Annotated in this window: 12 protein-coding genes; 5 read left to right on the top strand and 7 right to left on the bottom strand. The window is 73.2% G+C overall.

Annotated elements, in window-relative coordinates; translation table 11 throughout:
- Nucleotides 1-8: 8 nt before the first annotated feature.
- The 7 genes from ISG29_RS17495 to ISG29_RS17465 all read right to left on the bottom strand — a co-directional run bounded on the left by ISG29_RS17495 (nt 9) and on the right by ISG29_RS17465 (nt 11,642).
- Nucleotides 9-635 (bottom strand): ACT domain-containing protein, encoded by a 627-nt coding sequence (locus ISG29_RS17495; RefSeq protein WP_194504748.1) that lies wholly within the window; start codon nt 633-635, stop codon nt 9-11.
- A gap of 146 nt (nt 636-781) precedes the next feature.
- On the bottom strand, nt 782-2,659 hold the full coding sequence (recD, locus tag ISG29_RS17490; protein WP_328829677.1) for an exodeoxyribonuclease V subunit alpha: 1,878 nt from the start codon (nt 2,657-2,659) through the stop codon (nt 782-784).
- Nucleotides 2,656-6,099 carry a UvrD-helicase domain-containing protein gene (locus tag ISG29_RS17485; protein WP_328829675.1) on the bottom strand — a complete coding sequence of 1,148 codons (3,444 nt, stop codon included), beginning with the start codon at nt 6,097-6,099 and terminating at the stop codon, nt 2,656-2,658. Before ISG29_RS17485 ends, recD begins: the two co-directional genes overlap by 4 nt.
- Entirely contained in the window at nt 6,096-9,494 is a 3,399-nt protein-coding gene (gene recC / locus ISG29_RS17480; protein WP_194504747.1) for an exodeoxyribonuclease V subunit gamma, read from the bottom strand. The genes ISG29_RS17485 and recC overlap by 4 nt, the downstream gene beginning before the upstream one ends.
- A gap of 48 nt (nt 9,495-9,542) precedes the next feature.
- A complete protein-coding gene (locus tag ISG29_RS17475) occupies nt 9,543-10,040 on the bottom strand; it encodes a PGPGW domain-containing protein (RefSeq protein ID WP_194504746.1) in 498 nt (165 codons plus the stop codon).
- Complete coding sequence (locus tag ISG29_RS17470) at nt 10,037-10,534, bottom strand: PGPGW domain-containing protein (protein WP_194504745.1); 498 nt, start codon at nt 10,532-10,534, stop codon at nt 10,037-10,039. The genes ISG29_RS17475 and ISG29_RS17470 overlap by 4 nt, the downstream gene beginning before the upstream one ends.
- 109 nt (nt 10,535-10,643) lie before the next feature.
- Complete coding sequence (locus ISG29_RS17465) at nt 10,644-11,642, bottom strand: TerC/Alx family metal homeostasis membrane protein (RefSeq protein ID WP_194504744.1); 999 nt, start codon at nt 11,640-11,642, stop codon at nt 10,644-10,646.
- A gap of 335 nt (nt 11,643-11,977) precedes the next feature.
- On the opposite strand from ISG29_RS17465, the gene ISG29_RS17460 reads away from it, so the two are divergent.
- From ISG29_RS17460 to ISG29_RS17440, 5 genes are read left to right on the top strand one after another with little or no spacing between them, the layout of a single operon-like run.
- A complete protein-coding gene (locus tag ISG29_RS17460; protein ID WP_194504743.1) occupies nt 11,978-13,228 on the top strand; it encodes a hypothetical protein in 1,251 nt (416 codons plus the stop codon).
- Entirely contained in the window at nt 13,225-13,887 is a 663-nt protein-coding gene (locus ISG29_RS17455) for a class F sortase (RefSeq protein WP_328829672.1), read from the top strand. The genes ISG29_RS17460 and ISG29_RS17455 overlap by 4 nt, the downstream gene beginning before the upstream one ends.
- A 55-nt stretch (nt 13,888-13,942) precedes the next feature.
- The gene (gene egtB, locus ISG29_RS17450; protein WP_328829671.1) at nt 13,943-15,235 is read left to right on the top strand and encodes an ergothioneine biosynthesis protein EgtB; all 1,293 of its coding nucleotides are present in this window, start codon (nt 13,943-13,945) and stop codon (nt 15,233-15,235) included.
- On the top strand, nt 15,232-16,254 hold the full coding sequence (egtD, locus tag ISG29_RS17445) for an L-histidine N(alpha)-methyltransferase (protein ID WP_194504741.1): 1,023 nt from the start codon (nt 15,232-15,234) through the stop codon (nt 16,252-16,254). Before egtB ends, egtD begins: the two co-directional genes overlap by 4 nt.
- 22 nt (nt 16,255-16,276) lie before the next feature.
- Entirely contained in the window at nt 16,277-17,605 is a 1,329-nt protein-coding gene (locus ISG29_RS17440) for a cytochrome P450 (protein ID WP_194504740.1), read from the top strand.
- The last annotated feature ends 1 nt before the right edge of the window (nt 17,606 follow it).

The raw sequence follows: 17,606 nt of genomic DNA, 5'->3' as shown, positions 1-17,606 counted from the left end.
ACGCGAGGTCAGAACTCGGCCGACGGGTCGGCCCGGTAGATCGAGGCGGCCAGGCCCGTCAGGTGCCCGACCCGTGCGACCTCGGAGTCGACGAAGTCCGGGCCCCCGCGGCGTCCGACCAGCACCGTCTGGTTGCCGTCGAGGTGCGCGGCCACGACCATGTTGAGCTCATCGCCTGGCAGTTCGATCCGCTTGGCGCGCACGATCTCGACGAACGAGAGATCGGAGGGCGAGGCCCCGGTGGCGTAGACGACGCCGTCGGCGCGGTGGACCCGGGCGGCCCAATCCGCGCGGAAGGTCACCGGCAGCAGGTCGACCAGTTTGTCGAGGGCCTGGCTGGGGCTGACGGTCAGCTCCTCGACCGCCTCGAGGTCCATGAACAGGTTGCCGCCCGCGGCGTACCGGCTGACCCACACCACGCGCACGCCGTCGACACCGTTGCACGCCGAGACGACGGTGTCGGGCATGACGCCCGACGGCACGTCGAGCAGCACGTCGTCGACTGCCACGCCGTCGGAGCGCTTCTCGACGATCTCGATCGCCTCGATGTCGCCGCCGGCCATGCCGATCGCGCTCGCGACGCGTCCCAGGGAGCCTGGGACGTCGGGGAGCTCGACACGGAGGAGGAACGACACCGCCCGAACCCTAGTCGTCTCGTGTTGCGTGGTCATGTCGTGTCCGGATGCCGGCCGGAGCACCGGAATCGCGGGCCAGGCGATCGACCCCTCGCGGGACGATTCTCGACCCTTCGCAGGACGATCTTCGACCCCTCGCGGGACAATTAGCGACCCCTCGCGGACAACCGGCGGCCCAGGCCCGAGGCGCGGTCGGCCTCGCGCTCGACGGCCGCCCGCACCGCGGCCTCGGTGCCCACGAGGCGCACGGAGTGCTGGGCCCGGGTGACCGCGGTGTAGAGCAGCTGGCGGGTGAGCAGCCGGGAGTCGGGGTCGGGCAACAGCACGGTGACGTGCTCGGCCTGGGAGCCCTGGCTCTTGTGGATGGTCATCGCATGCATGGTCTCGACGGTGTCGAAGCGGCCGGGGGCGAGATCGCGCAGGCCGTCGGAGCCGCGGATCCAGGCGCGGAGCCGACCATCGCCCGGGCGTACGACCGCGACACCGGTCTCGCCGTTGTAGACGTCGAGGGCGTAGTCGTTGCTCGTCACCAGCAGCGGCCGCCCGGGGTACCACTCCGGCGACCCACCGGCAGTGCCGTGCGCGAGCGAGGGCAGGCGCAGGCGCTCGGCCAACCAGGTCTCGACGAGCCGGTTCCAGTGCCGGACGCCGGCCGGGCCCTCCCGGTGCGCGCACAGCAGCCGCCGCTGCTCCAGCAGCGCGAGCGCGCTCTCGTGGTCGCCCGCGAGCGCGGCCGTGCGCAGGGCGTCGGCGTGCTCGACCAGCCCGGTGCGCAGCTCCCGCTCTGCTGCTTGCGTCGACTCCGTCTCGACCAGGCACACCTGGTCACCGCCCGCCCGCAGGACGGCCAGGACGGCGTCGGCGTCACCGGCGCGCAGCTGTTCGGCCAGGTCGCGGATGTGGGCCTGCGAACGGTGGTTGGTGCGCAGGTGGGCCACCGCGCGGTCACCGAGGCCCTGCACGACGTCGTGCAGCACAGCACCCGCTCCGACGCTGGTGAGCTGCTCGGGGTCGCCGACCAGCAGCAGCCTCGCCGAGGGGCGCACCGCTTCGAGCAGTCGCCCCATGAGGGTCAGATCGACCATCGAGGTCTCGTCGACCACGACGAGATCGTGCGGCAGCCGGTTGGTGCGGTCGTGGCGGAAGCGGGTGCTGTTGTCGGGGCGCCAACCCAGGAGCCGGTGCAGGGTCATCGCCTCCGGCCGCCCGACCCGTGCCCGGTCGTCGGGATGCACCTGCTCGAGCGCCTCGGCGACCGCCTCCTGGAGCCGGGTCGCCGCCTTGCCGGTCGGGGCGGTGAGCACGAGTCGCAGTCGCTGCCCCTGAGCCTCGGCCTGGTCGGCGAGCAGCACCAGCATGCGCGCCACCGTGGTGGTCTTGCCGGTGCCGGGGCCACCGGTGAGCACGGTGGTGCGCGTGCGCACGGCGCTGACCGCTGCGGCACGCTGCTCCTCGCTGAACTGCTGGTCACCGAGCCGGGTGAGGGCCGCGGCGAGCGCGGGCTCGTCGACGGTCGGCGGCGGCTGCTCGAGGCGGCCGAGCAGGTCGTCGCGCACCTGGGTCTCGAGCCGGTGGTAGCGGTCGAGGTAGAGCCACCCGCCCCCTGCGTCGGGGCTCGTGTCGGGGTCGGCCTCGGAGTCGAGACGCAGCACCCCTGCCTCGACCAGCGGGGACGCCGCGAGCAGAGCCTGCCAGGCGGCGGGGTCGGCCCACTCCTGCGGCCAGGCGATGTCATGAGGCTCGGTGAGCTGGACGAGCTCGGCCGCGGCTTCTTGAGGCTGCACGCACACCGAGCCTGCGCGCACGGCCCGCACCGCCAGCGCCACCGCCAACAGCACCGCGGGCTCGTGTTCGCCGCCGAGGGCCCCGAGCCGGGTGGCGACGTGCACGTCGGCGGGGTCGAGGAGGCCGAGACGGTTGAGGTCGTCGAGCAGGCCGGGCGCGGTGGTGGCGCGGCGTCGGTCGTGGTCGTCGACGGGCTCGATCAGCTCGCCGGGGTGGACGTCGGTGGGCGGAGTGGTCACGGGTGCCTCCCGTCGAGAAGGTCGGAGACGGCCTCGATGAGGGCGATGGGCGGCCGCCACGAGAAGACGCCGCACGGTTCGCCGTCGATCACGGGCGTGTCGGCACCGCACATGCCGCGCAGGTAGAGGTAGGCCACACCACCCAGGTGCCGGTCGGGGTCGTAGCCGGGTTGACGCCAGCGCAGGAAGCGGTGCAGCACCACGGCGTAGAGGAGCGCCTGGAGCGGGTAGTCGGAGCCCGCCATCGCCGCCTCCAGCGCAGCGGGACGATAGGCGTGGGCCGTGAGCGGCTCGTCGCGGGGGCCCAGCCAGTTGGTCTTGTAGTCGACCACGACGTAGCGCGGCTCCCCTGCCTCGCCGAGCACCCGGAGCACGACGTCCACGGAGCCCGTGAGGTAGCCCAGCAGTCGCTGCCCGCCCAGCGCGGGCTGGTCGAGCTGGTCGGCGTAGGCGCGCACCGGGTCGCCGTCGGGCAGGTGCGCGCGCAGCAGCCCCGCCAGATCGCCGAGCAGGATCTCGTCGGCACCGCGCCCGGCGACCGGGGTGTCGCCACCGGCCAGCGGCAGCTCGAAGTCGAGCTCGCAGAGCCGGTCGCCCAGCCCGAGGTCGGCGAGGGTCCGCCCCGGCAGCAGCCGGCCCAGCGGGCTCGCGCACACCGCCTCCAACGCGGTGACCAGAGCATCGGTGTCGAGGCCGTCGACCGGCCACCACCCGCGCTGCTCGGTCACGTGCGCGCGCAGCTCGCTCGCCAGGTCGGGAGCCTGGGGGTCGGCGTGCTCGAGCACGGCGTGCACCAGTGAACCGAAGGTCGCGCCCACCGGCAGGCCGGCCATCGGTGAGGCCACCTCACGAGCCGGCTCGTCGACCGACGCATCGTCGGCCACCCGCAGCACCATCGCGTCGTCGGGCTCGTCGTCGCGTGGGGTCGTCTCGGGCTCGCTGGTGGCCGGCGTCGCGATCTCGACGTGACTCAGGGCGGAGTACGACGTGCGGCGCCAGGTGGTGTCGACCTCGCGGTCGAGGGTGCGGACGCCCAGCGACGGCCGCTCCCGATCGGTGGACGGCGTGGCCAGCGGCGGTTGCCCGAGAAGCTCCGGCGAGAGCGCGCCGCGCTCGCGCCACCGGCGGAACTGCTCGCGCACACCGTCGCCGCGCCACACCGGGGCGGACGCCTCCACGACCGACGCCGGCTCCTGCGGAGGGCGCCTCGGATCGCCCAGCCGTGCCAGCACCCGGTGCAGAGCCGAGGTGCGGGTGTTCTTGGCGGTCGGCGCCCACCACGTGACGACCTGGGACTGCGCGCGGGTGAGCGCCACGTAGAGCAGCCTCAGCGACTCGCCCAACTCCTCGGTTTGGGCCCGCTCCAGGGTCTGCTCCCATGAGGCGCCCTGGGCGACCGCCAGGCAGCGCCGACCCGATGCGTCGTGGAAGAGCGGCAGCGTGGGCTCCACCGGCCAGCGGTCGTAGAGGTCGGGCAGGTAGACGACGGGGTACTGGAGACCTTTGCTGGCATGGATCGTGACCAACTGCACCGCGGCGGCGTCGGAGTCGAGCCGGCGGGTGCGCTGCTCCCCCCGTGCATCGCGGCCCTCGGCGATGTGCTCGCGCAGCCACGCGACCGTCGCCACGAGCCCGAGCCGCTCGCGCAGCCCGACGCCGTGCAGGATCTCGCCGATGTGCTCGAGGTCGGTGAGCAGCCGTTCGCCCCCCGTCTGGCCGAGGACGCGAGCACGCAGGCCGCTCACGGTCGCCGCCTCGAGAACCGCCGCCACACCACGGCGGGAGAAGAGCCGTGCCCAGCCGCGGACCTGGTCGGCCAGCCGGTCGGTGAGGTCGCCCCGCGGCTCGCCGTCGGGATCAGCCGGGTCGGCGTCGGCATCGGTGTCGAGCTGGGCGGCCGTGTGGCCGAGGAACGGGGTGAGGGCGGCCGCGCGGACCCGCATCTCACGGTGTGGCTGCTCCAGCGCCTCGAGCAGGGTGAGCCACACCATCGCAGCCTCGGTGGCGAACACGCTGCCCTGACCGGCGATCACGGCGGCCACCCCCACCTTACGCAGCGCGGCCTGCACCTCGGCCAGCCGCTTGTGCTTGTGGGCGAGCACGGCGACGTGCCCGGCCGCCAGCGGCTCGCCGTTCCAGGTCGCTCCCGCGTCGAGGAGGTGTCGGACGTCGTGCGCCAGGTCGGTCGCGACCACCTCGCGCACCGCGCCGACCGACGTACCAGCGACGAGGTCGTCGTCGCGCACCACCCGCAGGCGCAGCGGCTCGCCGTGCGGGGCGCCGAGGAGTCGCGAGCCGCGCTCGTGCGCGTCGACCTCGTGGACGGCGATGTCGGGGTGGCCGAGCTCGGCGCCACCGAGCAGGGCGTCGAGCGCCGCCACCAGGGGCGCGTCGCTGCGCCGGTTGGTACCCAACGTCTGGTGCGTCGAGGCCGTGCCGGCGGCGGCGAGGTAGGTGTCGACGTCGCCGCCGCGGAAGGCGTAGATCGCCTGCTTGGGATCCCCGATCAGCACCATCGTGGCGGGAGCGTCGGTGCCGCCGAAGGCGCGCTCGAGCACCTGCCACTGCACGGGGTCGGTGTCTTGGAACTCGTCGACCAGCACCACGTGCCAGCGCTGCCGCATGCGGCGGCGGGCCGCGGTGTCCTGCCCGTCTGCGTCGAGCGCCTCGGCGAGCTGGCTGAGCAGGTCGTCGTAGGAGAGCACCCCGAGCCGGCGCTTGCGCAGGGCCATCTCGTCGCGCACGAGCCGGGCGAACCCGACGCGGCGCGCAGCCACGCTGCCCGGCATCTCGTCGCTGGGTTCGAGCCGGGCCTGCGGGTCACCCACCGCACGGGCCGCGATGCCCAAGGCGTCGCGGTACCCGAAGACTGGGTTGCCGGAGGTGGCGAACCCGCGCAGGTAGAGGTCGTCGACCACCTCGGTGCGCAGTTGGTCGAGATCCTCGACCAGCTCGGCCCGCGCGTCGGTGTCGCCGGCGACGCCGAGCGAGGCCAGCACCTGCCGGCAGAACTGGTGCGTGGTCGCGATGGTCGCGGCGTCGAAGTCGGCGAGCGCGTCGAGCACCCGACGGTGTCGGCGCGCACGCTCGTCGCCGTCGCAGGCCAGCAGCAGGGTGAGCAGCGGGCTCTGCGCCACCTCGTCGCTCGAGGGCGCCGTCGCCGGGTCGTCGCCCAGCAGCCGCTCGGCCTCGACGAGCTGGTCGCGCACCCGCTGGCGCAGCTCCTGACTGGCCGCACGGCCGAAGGTGATGACCAGCATCTGCTCGAGCCGAACGGCGCCCTCGGCGACGTAGCGCGTGACCAGGGCGCCGATGGTCCAGGTCTTGCCGGTGCCGGCGCTGGCCTCGAGCAGAGTGGTGCCGGGCCCGGGCAGGGGCGCGGTGATGTCGAAGGCGCTGGGGGCGAGCACCCGGTTGCCACGGCCCACACGTGTGCTCACAGCCGAACCCTCCGCTCTTGACCGAGCAACGGCTCCCAGATGCGGGTGCAGCGCTCGTCGAGACCCGACTCGCACAGCTGTGTCAGCGTCGTCGCGGAGCCGAACGCGCGCGCGTTCCAGGGGTCGTCGCGCTCGCCGGGCACGGGCGAGGAGTCCGAGCCCTCCCAGGTGTCGCGCGGGTTGCGTGCGCCGCGCCGGTCGAGCAGCTGGGCGGCCCGTGCTGCGGACGTCTCGACCGGCAGCGGCACCGGGCGGGTGAGGCCCTCGGTGCGCAGGGCGACGAGGTCGCGCAGCCAGCCCAGGGCGCGATCGTCGAGCGGACCCTGCACGTAGCCGTCGGCGTGACCTCCGCGGCCGGAGCCCTTGCCGATGGCGTGCCCGGTCCAGTGCTCGTCGGGGAAGGCGGCTGCGAGCGCGAGCAGGTCGACCCAGATGCTGAGCCGTTGCTTGGCCTTGAGCGCGGAGTACCCGGCGCTGATGACGCGGTGGCCGTAGACGGAGCCGACCGTGCCCACCAGACGACGCCCCTCGCCCAGGTCGACGTCGATGTCTCGACTGCCGGCCGAACGCCCCTCGCGCAGGCTCGTGGTGGCGTTGACGATGCCCTGACAGTCGGTGATGACCTCGCGCAGCGATGCCTCACCCAGCTCGAACGGGGGCAGCGTGCCGCGCAGCAGCTCGGCGTGCATCGCGTCGCTGGGCGACTCGCCGGCGAGGAAGAGGCGCAGCAGCCGATCGCCGACCTCCCACTTGTCCAGGCCCGTGAGCTGCACGGGGATCGCGTCGTCGACGTCCTGGGCCTCCAGCGGCGAGGTGACCCGCAGGCGCTCGCGCAGGAACGTGCGCGCCGGGTGGATCAGGAAGGCCCGCAGGTCGGCGACCGAGACTTCCTCGGAGCCGACTGGGGCCGCGAGCGGTCCTGGGAGCAGCGGCGAGGGGGCGACGGTGTGCTCGGCGGCCAGGGCGCCGTCGAGGGCGGCGACGTCGAAGCTGAAGGGCCGGGGGTCGGCGGGCACGAGACCGCCGGGCTCGAGGTTGCGCACGTCGTGCGGCTGGAGGGGGTGCCACGTCAGCACGTGGGGTCGGACCGGCTCGGTCGTGGTGCGGTCGGCGGCGTCGAGGATCTCACCCAGCGGCACCGCCGGCGGACGCTCGGCGCCGGTGCTCTCGTTCGCCCCGGAGTAGGTGATGACGAGCGTCTCGGTGGCGGCCAGGACGGCGTCGAGCAGCAGCTGGCGATCCTCACTGCGCGGGTCGCGCTCGCCGGTGAGCGGGCGCCGCGCGAGCACGTCGTCGCCGTCGATGCTCTGCTGGCGGGGGAACACGGTGTCGTCGAGGCCCAGCAGGCACACGACACGGTGCGGCACCGAGCGCATGGGGGTCATCGTGCAGACCGTGAGGCTGCCGGTGCGAAAGCTCGCCCGCGTGGGCCGCGCGGCCAGGCGCTGGCGCAGGACGGCGCGCACGTCGGCGAGCGCGAGCGACGTGCTGCTGGCACCGGCATCGGCAGCGACGCGCGCCAGCTCGCGCTCGAGCTGCGGCAGCTGCCAGGCGTCGTCCGAACCACCGATACCACCCGAACCACCGGCGCCGACGAGACAGAGGTCGCGCACCCCTCGGGTGAGCGCCTGCATGCACTGGGCGGGGTCGCGCACCTGCGCGAGGGCGCGCAGGCACCGGGTCAGACGCTCGATCGCCTCGGCCAACCGCCCGGCGAGCTCGATGTCGGAGCTGCCGACGTCGTCGACGGGCAGGCCGCGACCCAGGTGCCGGTGCTCCTCACCGCTCAGTGCGACGCCGAGCAGGATGCGGTCGAGCCCGGAGCGCCACGTGTTGTGCTCGAAGCGCGCCATGTCGTAGCGCTGCCGCGACGGCGCGTCGAGCCCCCAGCGCACCCCGGACTGGCCCACCCACCTCGCGATCCGATCGAGGTCGTCGTCGGTGAATCCGAATCGGGCTCGCACGGGCTGCTCGGCGAGCAGGTCGAGCACCTCGGAGGCCGTGACCCGGCCGCCGGCGAGCTCGACCAGCGTCGTGGCGACGCCGAGCAGCGGGTTGGTGCTGTCCAGCGCCCGGTCGGCGAGGCGCACGCGCAGCCGATGGGCAGGGTGCCCCCTCTCGACCGCCCCGACGATGCCCTCGCCGCTCATCTCACCGAGGCCGAACCCGGCCTCGACCAGGGGCGCGTAGGTCTCGATGTCGGGGCACATCACGAGGATGTCGCGCGGCTCGAGCGTGGGGTCGTCGTCGAGCAGGCCGACGAGCACCTCGCGCAGCACCTCGACCTGACGGGCGGGGCCATGGCACGCGTGCACCTGGAGGCTGCGGTCGCGCGGGTCGAAGGGGCGCGCCGACCGCTGCTCGATCGAGGGCAGGGCGTCGGCGCGCAGGTCGGCCTGGAGCAGCCCGAGCAGGGTGTCGCGCTGCGCGGGTCGGGCGGCGATCGGCTCGTCGTGCATCTCGACCCCGGACAAGGCGCGGCGCAGCTCACGGGTGTCGCGGCCGAGCGAGGCCAGGAGCGGGTGCCGCACCGTGAGGCCGGACGTGTCGGCGGCGCGTTCGACCACCGACGGTTCGGGGGCGAGGCGTTGCCAGAGCACCGGCGAGGGGTCGGGCAGCCAGAGGTGGACGTCGCGGTGGCGGGCGAGCGCGTCGAGCAACTCGATCTCGGTGACGGGTAGGCGCGTGTGCCCGAAGAGCGAGAGGCGCGCGGGCAGCGTGGCCGACCCTGGGCTCTCCCCCTGCTCGAGAGCCGTGAGTGCCCGGGCATGCCGCTCGTCGGGGGGCGCGACGTCGGGATTCTGCTGAGCCATCCGTGCCAGCACGCGGCGCCACAGCTCGGGCTGCCAGGCCAGGTCGTCGGGCAGCTGGCCGCCGTGACCGTCGGAGTCGGCGTCGCCCACCCGCACCCCGTGGCGCCAGTCGGCCACCAGTCGAGGGCGCGCGGTGGCGTACGCGGCGAACAGCGACGCCAGGCGCCGAGCCACCGACCAGCGGCGCTGGCGGCGGACCTCGCCGCCCGGGGAGTCGTCGGCGTGCCCGAGGTGTCGGGCGAGGTCGGCGCACCACGGCTCGTCGAGGGTGTCGTCGATCGTGGCGAGCACCGGCCAGACCAACCGGTCGGGCGACCAGGGATCGTCACGCTCTCGGTCGGTCAGCAGCGACACCAGGGACGCCGGCGAGCAGAACTGCACGCCGGCGCAGACGCCGTCGGACCGGCCCTCGGCCGCACCGAGGTGATGCGAGAGACGCTGGGCCAGCCAGCGCTCCACGCCGCGGGCGGGCACGACCACCAGCTCCTCGGCGAACGGGTCGGCCTGCCCCTCTGCCAACAGCGCGCCGAGGCCGTCGGCGAGCAGGTCGGTGCGCGTGGCGCGATGCAGGTGCAGGGTCATCGCAGAGCAGCCTAGGAGACACCGCCGACACCGGGGCCGCCGACGAGATCAGGCCTCGTGGGACCGGTGCACGGGCGACTCCTCGTCGGCCTCGTCGATCTCGCCGTCGAGCGCGGCGAGCGCCTCGGGGTTGTCGTGGTAGGCGCGGTAGCTCCACACGAGCATGCCGAGGGCCAGGCAGGCCGACGCGATCTGGGTGATGCCCGTCCAGAGGCCGCCGGGGAGCCACGTCCACGCCGGCAGGTGCCACCACGACGGTTCGGCCGGGTCGAGGATCCACAGCACACCCGCCGCGGCGAGCAGCAGGGAGGCCGTGGTCGCCATCGCGATGCGCGGCCAGGTCTGCACGCTCTCGGCGGCACCCTTGAGCGCGCGGTAGCGCACCGGCGCCACCCAGCGGGCGGCCCACTCGTACTGCTGGGAGAGCACGAGCAGGGCGGCGAAGATGATGAGCCACCCGGGCCCGGGCAGTGGGATGGCGGCGATGCCGACGACGAGCAGGAGCCAGCCCGCGACCTCGACGCCGACCCGCTTCGCGGTGCTCATGGCCGAAGCATGGCAGGGTCGGGCAACGCCTCGCCGCACATCGGGTCGAATGCTCGGGGTTCGAGCACCAGGCGATTGCGCACGAACGCCCAGCGGGCCAGCCCCACCAGACCGGCGCACAGCACGCCCGAGGCGAGCTGGGCGACTCCGTTCCACACCCCGCCGGGCAGCCACGCCCAGGTCGGCAGCGGCCACCAGGTCGGCTGCTGCGGCGCCCGGATCCAGAGCAGCCCGGCGGCGCCGAAGGCCAGCGTGACCACGAGGCTGGCCGCGGCCCGACGACGCGTGGCCACCGCGCGCGCCGTCTCTCGCAGCGCGCGGCGTCGCCAGGGCTCGAGCCGTCGTGCGGCCACGGGGTCGTAGCGCGCGAGGATCCCGACGCCGAGCGCGAGGACCAGCAGGCCCGGCCCGGGCAGGGGGTAGAGCACGACGCCGAGCACGATGAGCGACCAGCCGATCACCGACAGCACTCGGGCCCGGATCCGCGCACGCATCAGGGGATGCTGACGCACGCACGTGAACGGCGCGCGGCCTGCGCGTGACCGATCTGCGTCGATCGCCCCGCCCGAGCAGCTCGGGCGGGGCGATGTGCAGGGGCGGGGCTCAGGCCTCCGCAGACTTCTCCGCGCGCCCCGAGGCGATCAGGCTGGTGACGGTGGTGAGCACCAGGATGCCCACGATGACGCCGAGCGAGAGCAGGGTCGGCACCTCGGGCACCGACGTCCACGTGAGGTGGCCCCAGTGCAGACCGAGCTTGACGCCGATGAAGAGCAGGATCGCGGCGAGGCCGTAGGAGAGGTGCACGAGCTTCGAGAGGGCACTCTCGAGCACGAAGTAGAGGGCACGCAGTCCGAGCAGCGCGAACGCGTTGGTGGCGAACACCAGGTAGGGATCCCCGGTGATGCCGTAGACCGCCGGCACCGAGTCGACGGCGAACACGATGTCGGTGGCGAAGACCGCGACGACCACGAGCGCGAACGGCGTCAGCGCGCGCACGCCGTCGCGGCGCACCGTGAAGCGGGCGCCTTCGTAGTCGTCGGTGACCGGCATCAGGCGGCGGACGACGCGCACGACGCGCATCTCGTCGACGTCGACGCTCTCCTCCTCGCCGCGCACGGCGTCACGCAGCAGCTTCACGCCGGTGACGACGAGGATGAGCCCGAAGAGCAGGAACACGGCGTCGGCGTACTGGAGTGCCGCGGCACCGAGGGCGATGAAGACGCCACGCAGCACGAGCGCGCCGATGATGCCGTAGAGCAGCACCCGCTGCTTGAGCGCCTCGGGCACCGCGAACGCCGCGAGCAGCAGCATGAACACAAAGAGGTTGTCGACGCTGAGCGACTTCTCCACGACGTATCCGGTGTAGTACTCCACCCCCACGGACTGTCCGTGCGCGACCCAGACCCAGGCGCCGAAGGCGAGCGGCAGCGCGACGTAGAAGGCCGACCAGGCCAGCGCCTCGCGCATCGAGACCTCGTGCGGACGGCGGGTCGCCACGAAGTCGAGCACCAGCAGGCCGATCACGGCGGCCAGGGTGAGCGTCCACAACGTGGGGCTGCCGATGGTGTCGATCGCCAGGGGCGAGAGCGGAACGGGGATCATGGTTCTCCTCAGGAAGGCGCCGGCTCCAGCCGACGGCAGATGTCCTGAGGTCTCCCCCGACCCGGCGGTGCTGCTACCGGGCACCCGCCGGGGCGTCGTCGACGCCGTACTGACCGAACGGGCTCATGGTGGGGTACTCCCCTCGCGGTGCAGTCTAGCGGCTCGACCCGTGCGGCCCAACCCGGCGCGACCGCAGTCCTCGGTCCTTCGGAGGTGGCGCGCACGCGGCCCTTTACGTAACCTCCACCACACCCCACTCGTTGGGTAGGTCGTACGCCATCTCGGTCGAGTCGTGAGGGACCACTCGCCCGCGCAGCAACCATGAGGGAGCACCTATGTCACACGTGCGTCGTCGCGGCCTCCAGGCCGGCGCGCTCCTGTCCACCGCGGCTGTGCTCAGCCTGACGGCCGGCCCGGCCCTCGCGGCCGACACCGTGTCGCAGGCCAGCGCCACCGCCCTGCGGGTAACGGTCGCGAGCACGCCCACCGACAGCGGCTCCTACACCGCGACCAACGACGGCACCAAGGAGACCACCACGGGCACCAACAGCCCGGCGGTCACGGCGCTGGGTGGTCAGAGCTTCGTGCAGGCGGGCACCCTCGCCCAGGACGCCACGGCGACCGTGCGGAACAAGTCGGGCCACTCCGCCGCGTGCGCCGGCCTCGCCGGTGACGGCGCCACCGCGGTCGCCGCGGGCGACGGCGCCTGCCTCACCCCGGGCCAGAACCTCCAGCTCGACGCCGCACACGTCGATCTCAGCAACCTCCAGATCGTGCAGTCCGACCTGCTGATGGGCCTCGACCAGCAGCTCCAGAACGCCCTGGCCCCCGTCATCGGCCCGCTGACCGACGCGCTCAACCAGGCGCTCACCACCGCCTTGAGCTCCGCCGATCTCGGCGTCTTCCTCGACCTGGGCGCCGTCCAGAGCCAGTGCACGGCCGGGCCCGGCACGGCCTCGGGCGACGCCCAGATCGTCGACGCGTCGGCTTACGCGCAGTTCCAGGGCACGCGCATCGACCTGGTCTCGCTGCCGGTGCATCCGGCCCCGAACACGAAGGTCGTCACCGGTCTCGGCGACGTCACCCAGGCCATCCTCGACGCGCTGAACAGCGAGTTCACCACGGCGATCGACGGCCAGCTCGGTGCCCTCGGCGGTGCAATCGACCAGGCTGCCGTGCTCGCCGCCGCGCTCCAGCAGGTCTCCGATCAGCTGGGTCCGCTCGAGGACAACGTCCTCGACATCACGCTGAACAAGCAGTCGCGCGCCAGCAAGGACCAGATCACCGTCACCGCGCTCGACCTCTCCGTGCTGCCGGTCGCCTCCGGCTTCGGCGTCGACCTGCTCGGCGCCCAGATCGGTGAATCGGCGTGCGGCCCGAGCGGCCGCGTCACCGTCGCGACCCCGACGCCCACCCCGACCGCGACGCCGACGACCGTGCCGACCTCGGTGCCGGCCGGCCTCGAGAGCGCGGACGACGCCTCCGGCGGACTCGGCACGGGTGGCAGCGCCGCTCTCATCGGCCTGCTCGCCCTCTCGGCAGGCGCCGGTGTCGCCTCCTACCGACGGGCGATGAACCGCACGTGACCCAGGCTCGGGTCGACCGAGCGCTCACGGGCCTCCACCGACGCCTCTCCGCCCTGGGCACGATGCTCCTCGTGCTCAGCGGCGGGCTGGTGGTCGGTGGCGTCGTGATCCCCGCCGACCCCGGACCACCACAACCGGCCTACGGCTCGCTGAGCCCCTCGGACCCCGTGCGCCTCGAGGTGCCCCGGCTCAAGGTGCGGGCACCGATCGTGCCGATCCAGGTCACGAACGCCGTGCTCGACCCGCCGGCGGACGTGCTCGACGTCGGGTGGTGGGCCGCCAGCGCGAAGCCCGGCTCCGGCGAGGGCTCGACCGTCATCGCCGGGCACACCGTGCACACGGGGGGCGGCTCCCTCGACGACCTGCCGGAGGTCAAGCGCAACGACGTCATCGACGTCGTCACCGAGCGCGGCACCATGCGGTATGCGGTCATGCGCCGCAAGATCTACGACAAGGAGGCGCTGGCCCGCGAGGCGGCCGGCGTCTTCGGTCAGGACCACGGCAACGGTCGGCTCGTGCTCATCTCGTGCACCGACTGGGACGGCGCGGCCTACGAGAGCAACGTCGTCGTGTATGCCGCCCCGCTGGGCAAGGTCCGTGGGTCCGGCGACAGCCACGACGGTCGGACTCGAGGCGACTCGGTGCGCGCCGCCTCCTGAACGGCTCACCCCGGCAGGGCTCGATCCTGTGAGCCGTGTGCGCCATGGTGGGGTGGTGGACTCCCTGCACACCGCCGTCCAGCTCGCGACCCGGTTCGACGACGTCCGTGGCTACACCGAGCGCCTCGCCGCGCCGCTGTCGCCGGAGGACCAGACCGTCCAGTCGATGCCCGACGTCTCGCCCACCAAGTGGCACCGAGCGCACGTCACGTGGTTCTTCGAGACCTTCGTGCTGGCCGACCACGAGCGCGACTTCGCACCCTTCGGCGACCGGTACTGGTTCCTCTTCAACTCCTACTACGAGTCGTTGGGGCCGCGGTTCAGCCGACCCGACCGGGGCCTGGTCACCCGGCCCGGCGCCCACGAGGTCGGCAGCTACCGCGACAACGTCGACTCCCGCTTCCGCGATCTGCTCGACTCCCTCGACGACGGCACCCTGACCAAGCTCGCACCCACCATCGAGCTCGGCTTCCATCACGAGCAGCAGCACCAGGAGCTGCTGCTCATGGACATCAAGCACGTGCTCTCCCGCAACCCGCTCCAGCCGGTGTACGCCGGCAGCCGCCGGGCGGTCTCGGAGCCCGACGAGCTCGGCTGGGTCGACGTCGAGGGTGGCCTGGTCGAGGTGGGGCACGAGGGCGGGGGCTTCTGCTTCGACAACGAGCAGCCGCGGCACCGGCAGTGGCTCGAGCCGTTCCGGCTGGCCGACCGGCTCGTCACCAACGGCGAATGGCTGGCCTTCATGGCCGACGGCGGCTACGAGCGCCCCGAGCTGTGGCTCTCCGACGGTCTGGCGCAGGTGCGGGCGCAGGGCTGGCGTGCACCGCTGTACTGGTCGCAGCACGAGGGCACCTGGCTCGAGCACACGCTGCACGGCACCTGGCCGGTCGACCCCGGCCTCCCCGTGGCGCACGTGTCGTTCTACGAGGCCGACGCCTACGCCACGTGGGCCGGCAAGCGACTGCCGAGCGAGGCCGAGTGGGAGCACGCGGTCGTCAGTGACGGTCAGGCCGATGCGGTGCGCGCGGGAGGCAATCTGGCCGACGCGGCGTCGTTCCACCCCGCCGCGGCCGGGGCTGCGCCGTCCGGCAGCCGGCTGCGGCAGGTCTACGGCGACTGTTGGGAATGGACGTCGTCGGCCTACCACGCCTACCCCGGGTTCCACCCGCCCGAGGGGGCGATCGGGGAGTACAACGGCAAGTTCATGTCGAACCAGATGGTGCTGCGCGGCGGCTGTGCGCTCACCCCGCCGGGTCACGCCCGCGCCACCTATCGCAACTTCTTCCCGCACGGCGCCCGCTGGGCACTCTCGGGCGTGCGCCTGGCCGACGGGGGCGAGCCCCGATGAGTCGCGAGCACCACGACGACGTGCGCGAGCCCGCCGTGACCGTGCTGCTCGACCCCGACTGGGCCTCGGGTTCGCTGGTCGACGACGTGCGCCGTGGGCTCACGCGTACGCCCAAGCGGCTGCCGCCCAAGTGGCTCTACGACGACGAGGGGTCGCGGCTCTTCGACGCCATCACCCGACTGCCGGAGTACTACCCCACCGAGACCGAGCGCAGCATCATCGTCGAGCACGCCGACGACATCGTGGCCGCCTGCGACGCCTGCACCGTCGTCGAGCTCGGCTCCGGCACCAGCGACAAGACCCGCATGCTGCTCGACGCGTTCGCGGGGGCGGGTCGGCTGCAGCGGTTCGTGCCCGTCGACGTCTCCGAGGCGACCCTGCGCGACGCCGCCGACATGCTCAGCCGCCGCTACCCGGGCCTCGACGTGCAGGCCGTGGTCGGCGACTTCACGCTGCACCTGGGCCAGCTGCCGCCCGCCGCCGACGACGGACGCCGCATGGTCGCCTTCTTGGGCAGCACCATCGGCAACCTCTACGTCGAGGAGCGACGCGCCTTCCTCGGCGCGCTGGCCGACTCCCTCGATGACGGCGAGTGGCTGCTGCTCGGCACCGACCTGGTCAAGTCGGTCGACCGGCTGGTCGCGGCCTACCACGACAGCCAGGGCCTCACGCGAGCGTTCGTGCGCAACAGTCTGGTCGTGCTCAGCCGCGAGCTCGGCGCCGACTTCGACCTCGACGCCTTCAGCTACACGCCGCTGTGGGATGCCCACATGGAGCGGATGGACCTGCGCCTGCGCGCCGAGATGCCGCAGCGGGTCCGCATCCCGGGCGCCGGCATCGAGGTCGAGCTGGGGCTGGGAGAGGAGATCCACGTCGAGATCTCCACCAAGTTCCGCATCGCACAGCTCGCCGCCGAGCTCGACGAGGCGGGCTTCGAGGTCGTGCGCACCTTCACCGACGCAGCCGACCCGGCGGACGGCGACTTCGCACTGACGTTGGCACGGCGCCGCCCCGCCTGAGGGCACCCGTACCGTGGTGCCCATGCAGATCGCGTCGTTCGCTCGTGAGGAGGTGCGGCGCGGGGTGCGGTGGTCGCTCGGGCACGCCCTGCCGACGGGCATGACCCGGATCGCGGCCCGGCGCGGGGATCTCCAGGGCCGGCTGATGAGCCGCAACCTCTCCCAAGACACCGCGGCGCTGCAGTCCCTGGCCGACGAGATCCGCCGCTCCGGACCCCTGCACACGGCGAAGTTCGCCCACGTGACCGCGTCGTTGCCGGTGGTGCGCGAGGTGCTGTCGAGCAACGACTTCGGGTCGGGCGTCTTCACGCCCGGCGACGGGCCACTCGGTCGGCTCTGGGCCTGGGCCGACGACCCGGAGCGGATCGGCCCCCTGCAACCGCCATCGCTGCTCGTCACCGAGCCGCCGTCCCACACCCGCTACCGCAAGCTCGTCACGCGGGTGTTCACGGTCCGCGCGGTCGAGCGACTGCGCGAGCGCACGGCCCAGATCGGTGCGGGGCTGCTCGACGACCTCGCGGAACGTGCCGAACGGGGCGAGGTGGTCGACCTGGTGGCGGAGTACTGCGCGCTGCTGCCGGTGACCGTGATCGCCGAGGTGTTGGGGGTGCCGCCGGAGGATCGACAGCGCGTGCTCGACTTCGGCACCGCCGCCGCACCCAGCCTCGACCTCGGCCTCTCCTTCGGCGAGCTGCGCTCGGTCGAGCGAGCCCTCGACGACTTCCGCGGCTGGCTGATCGCCCACCTCGAGCGGCTGCGCGAGCAGCCCGGCGAGGATCTGATGAGTCAGCTCGTGGCCGTGCAGGACGAAGAGGGCGGGCTGAACCAGGCCGAGCTCCTGGCCACGGCGGGGCTCGTGCTGGCGGCCGGCTTCGAGACCACCGTGAACCTGCTCGGCAACGGCATCGTGCTGCTGCGCGAGCACCCCGAGCAGCTCGAGCGACTACGCGCCGAGCCGGACCTCATGCCCAACGCGGTCGACGAGATCCTGCGCTTCGACCCGCCCGTGCTGCTCACCGGCCGGGTCGCGGTGCGCGACACCGACGTGGCGGGCCGGCGCATCCGGTGCGGGTCCATCGTCACCACCCTCCTCGCCGGGGCCAACCGCGATCCCGAGGTGTTCGCGAACCCGCACGCCTTCGACGTGGCCCGCGAGAACGCCCGCGACCACGTGTCGTTCTCCGCCGGTCGGCACTACTGCCTCGGAGCCGCCCTGGCCCGCATGGAGGGCGAGGTCGGCCTGCGCGCCCTCTTCGACCGCTACCCCGACCTGGTGCTGCTGCCCGGAGCGCGGCGTCGTCCCACCCGCATCCTGCGCGGTTGGGGCGCGCTCCCGACCCGGCTGGCCTGAG

Origin of the sequence: Nocardioides acrostichi, assembly GCF_015319165.1 — a bacterium.
Taxonomy (GTDB): domain Bacteria; phylum Actinomycetota; class Actinomycetes; order Propionibacteriales; family Nocardioidaceae; genus Nocardioides; species Nocardioides acrostichi.
This window is presented reverse-complemented; position numbering and strand designations above follow the sequence as displayed.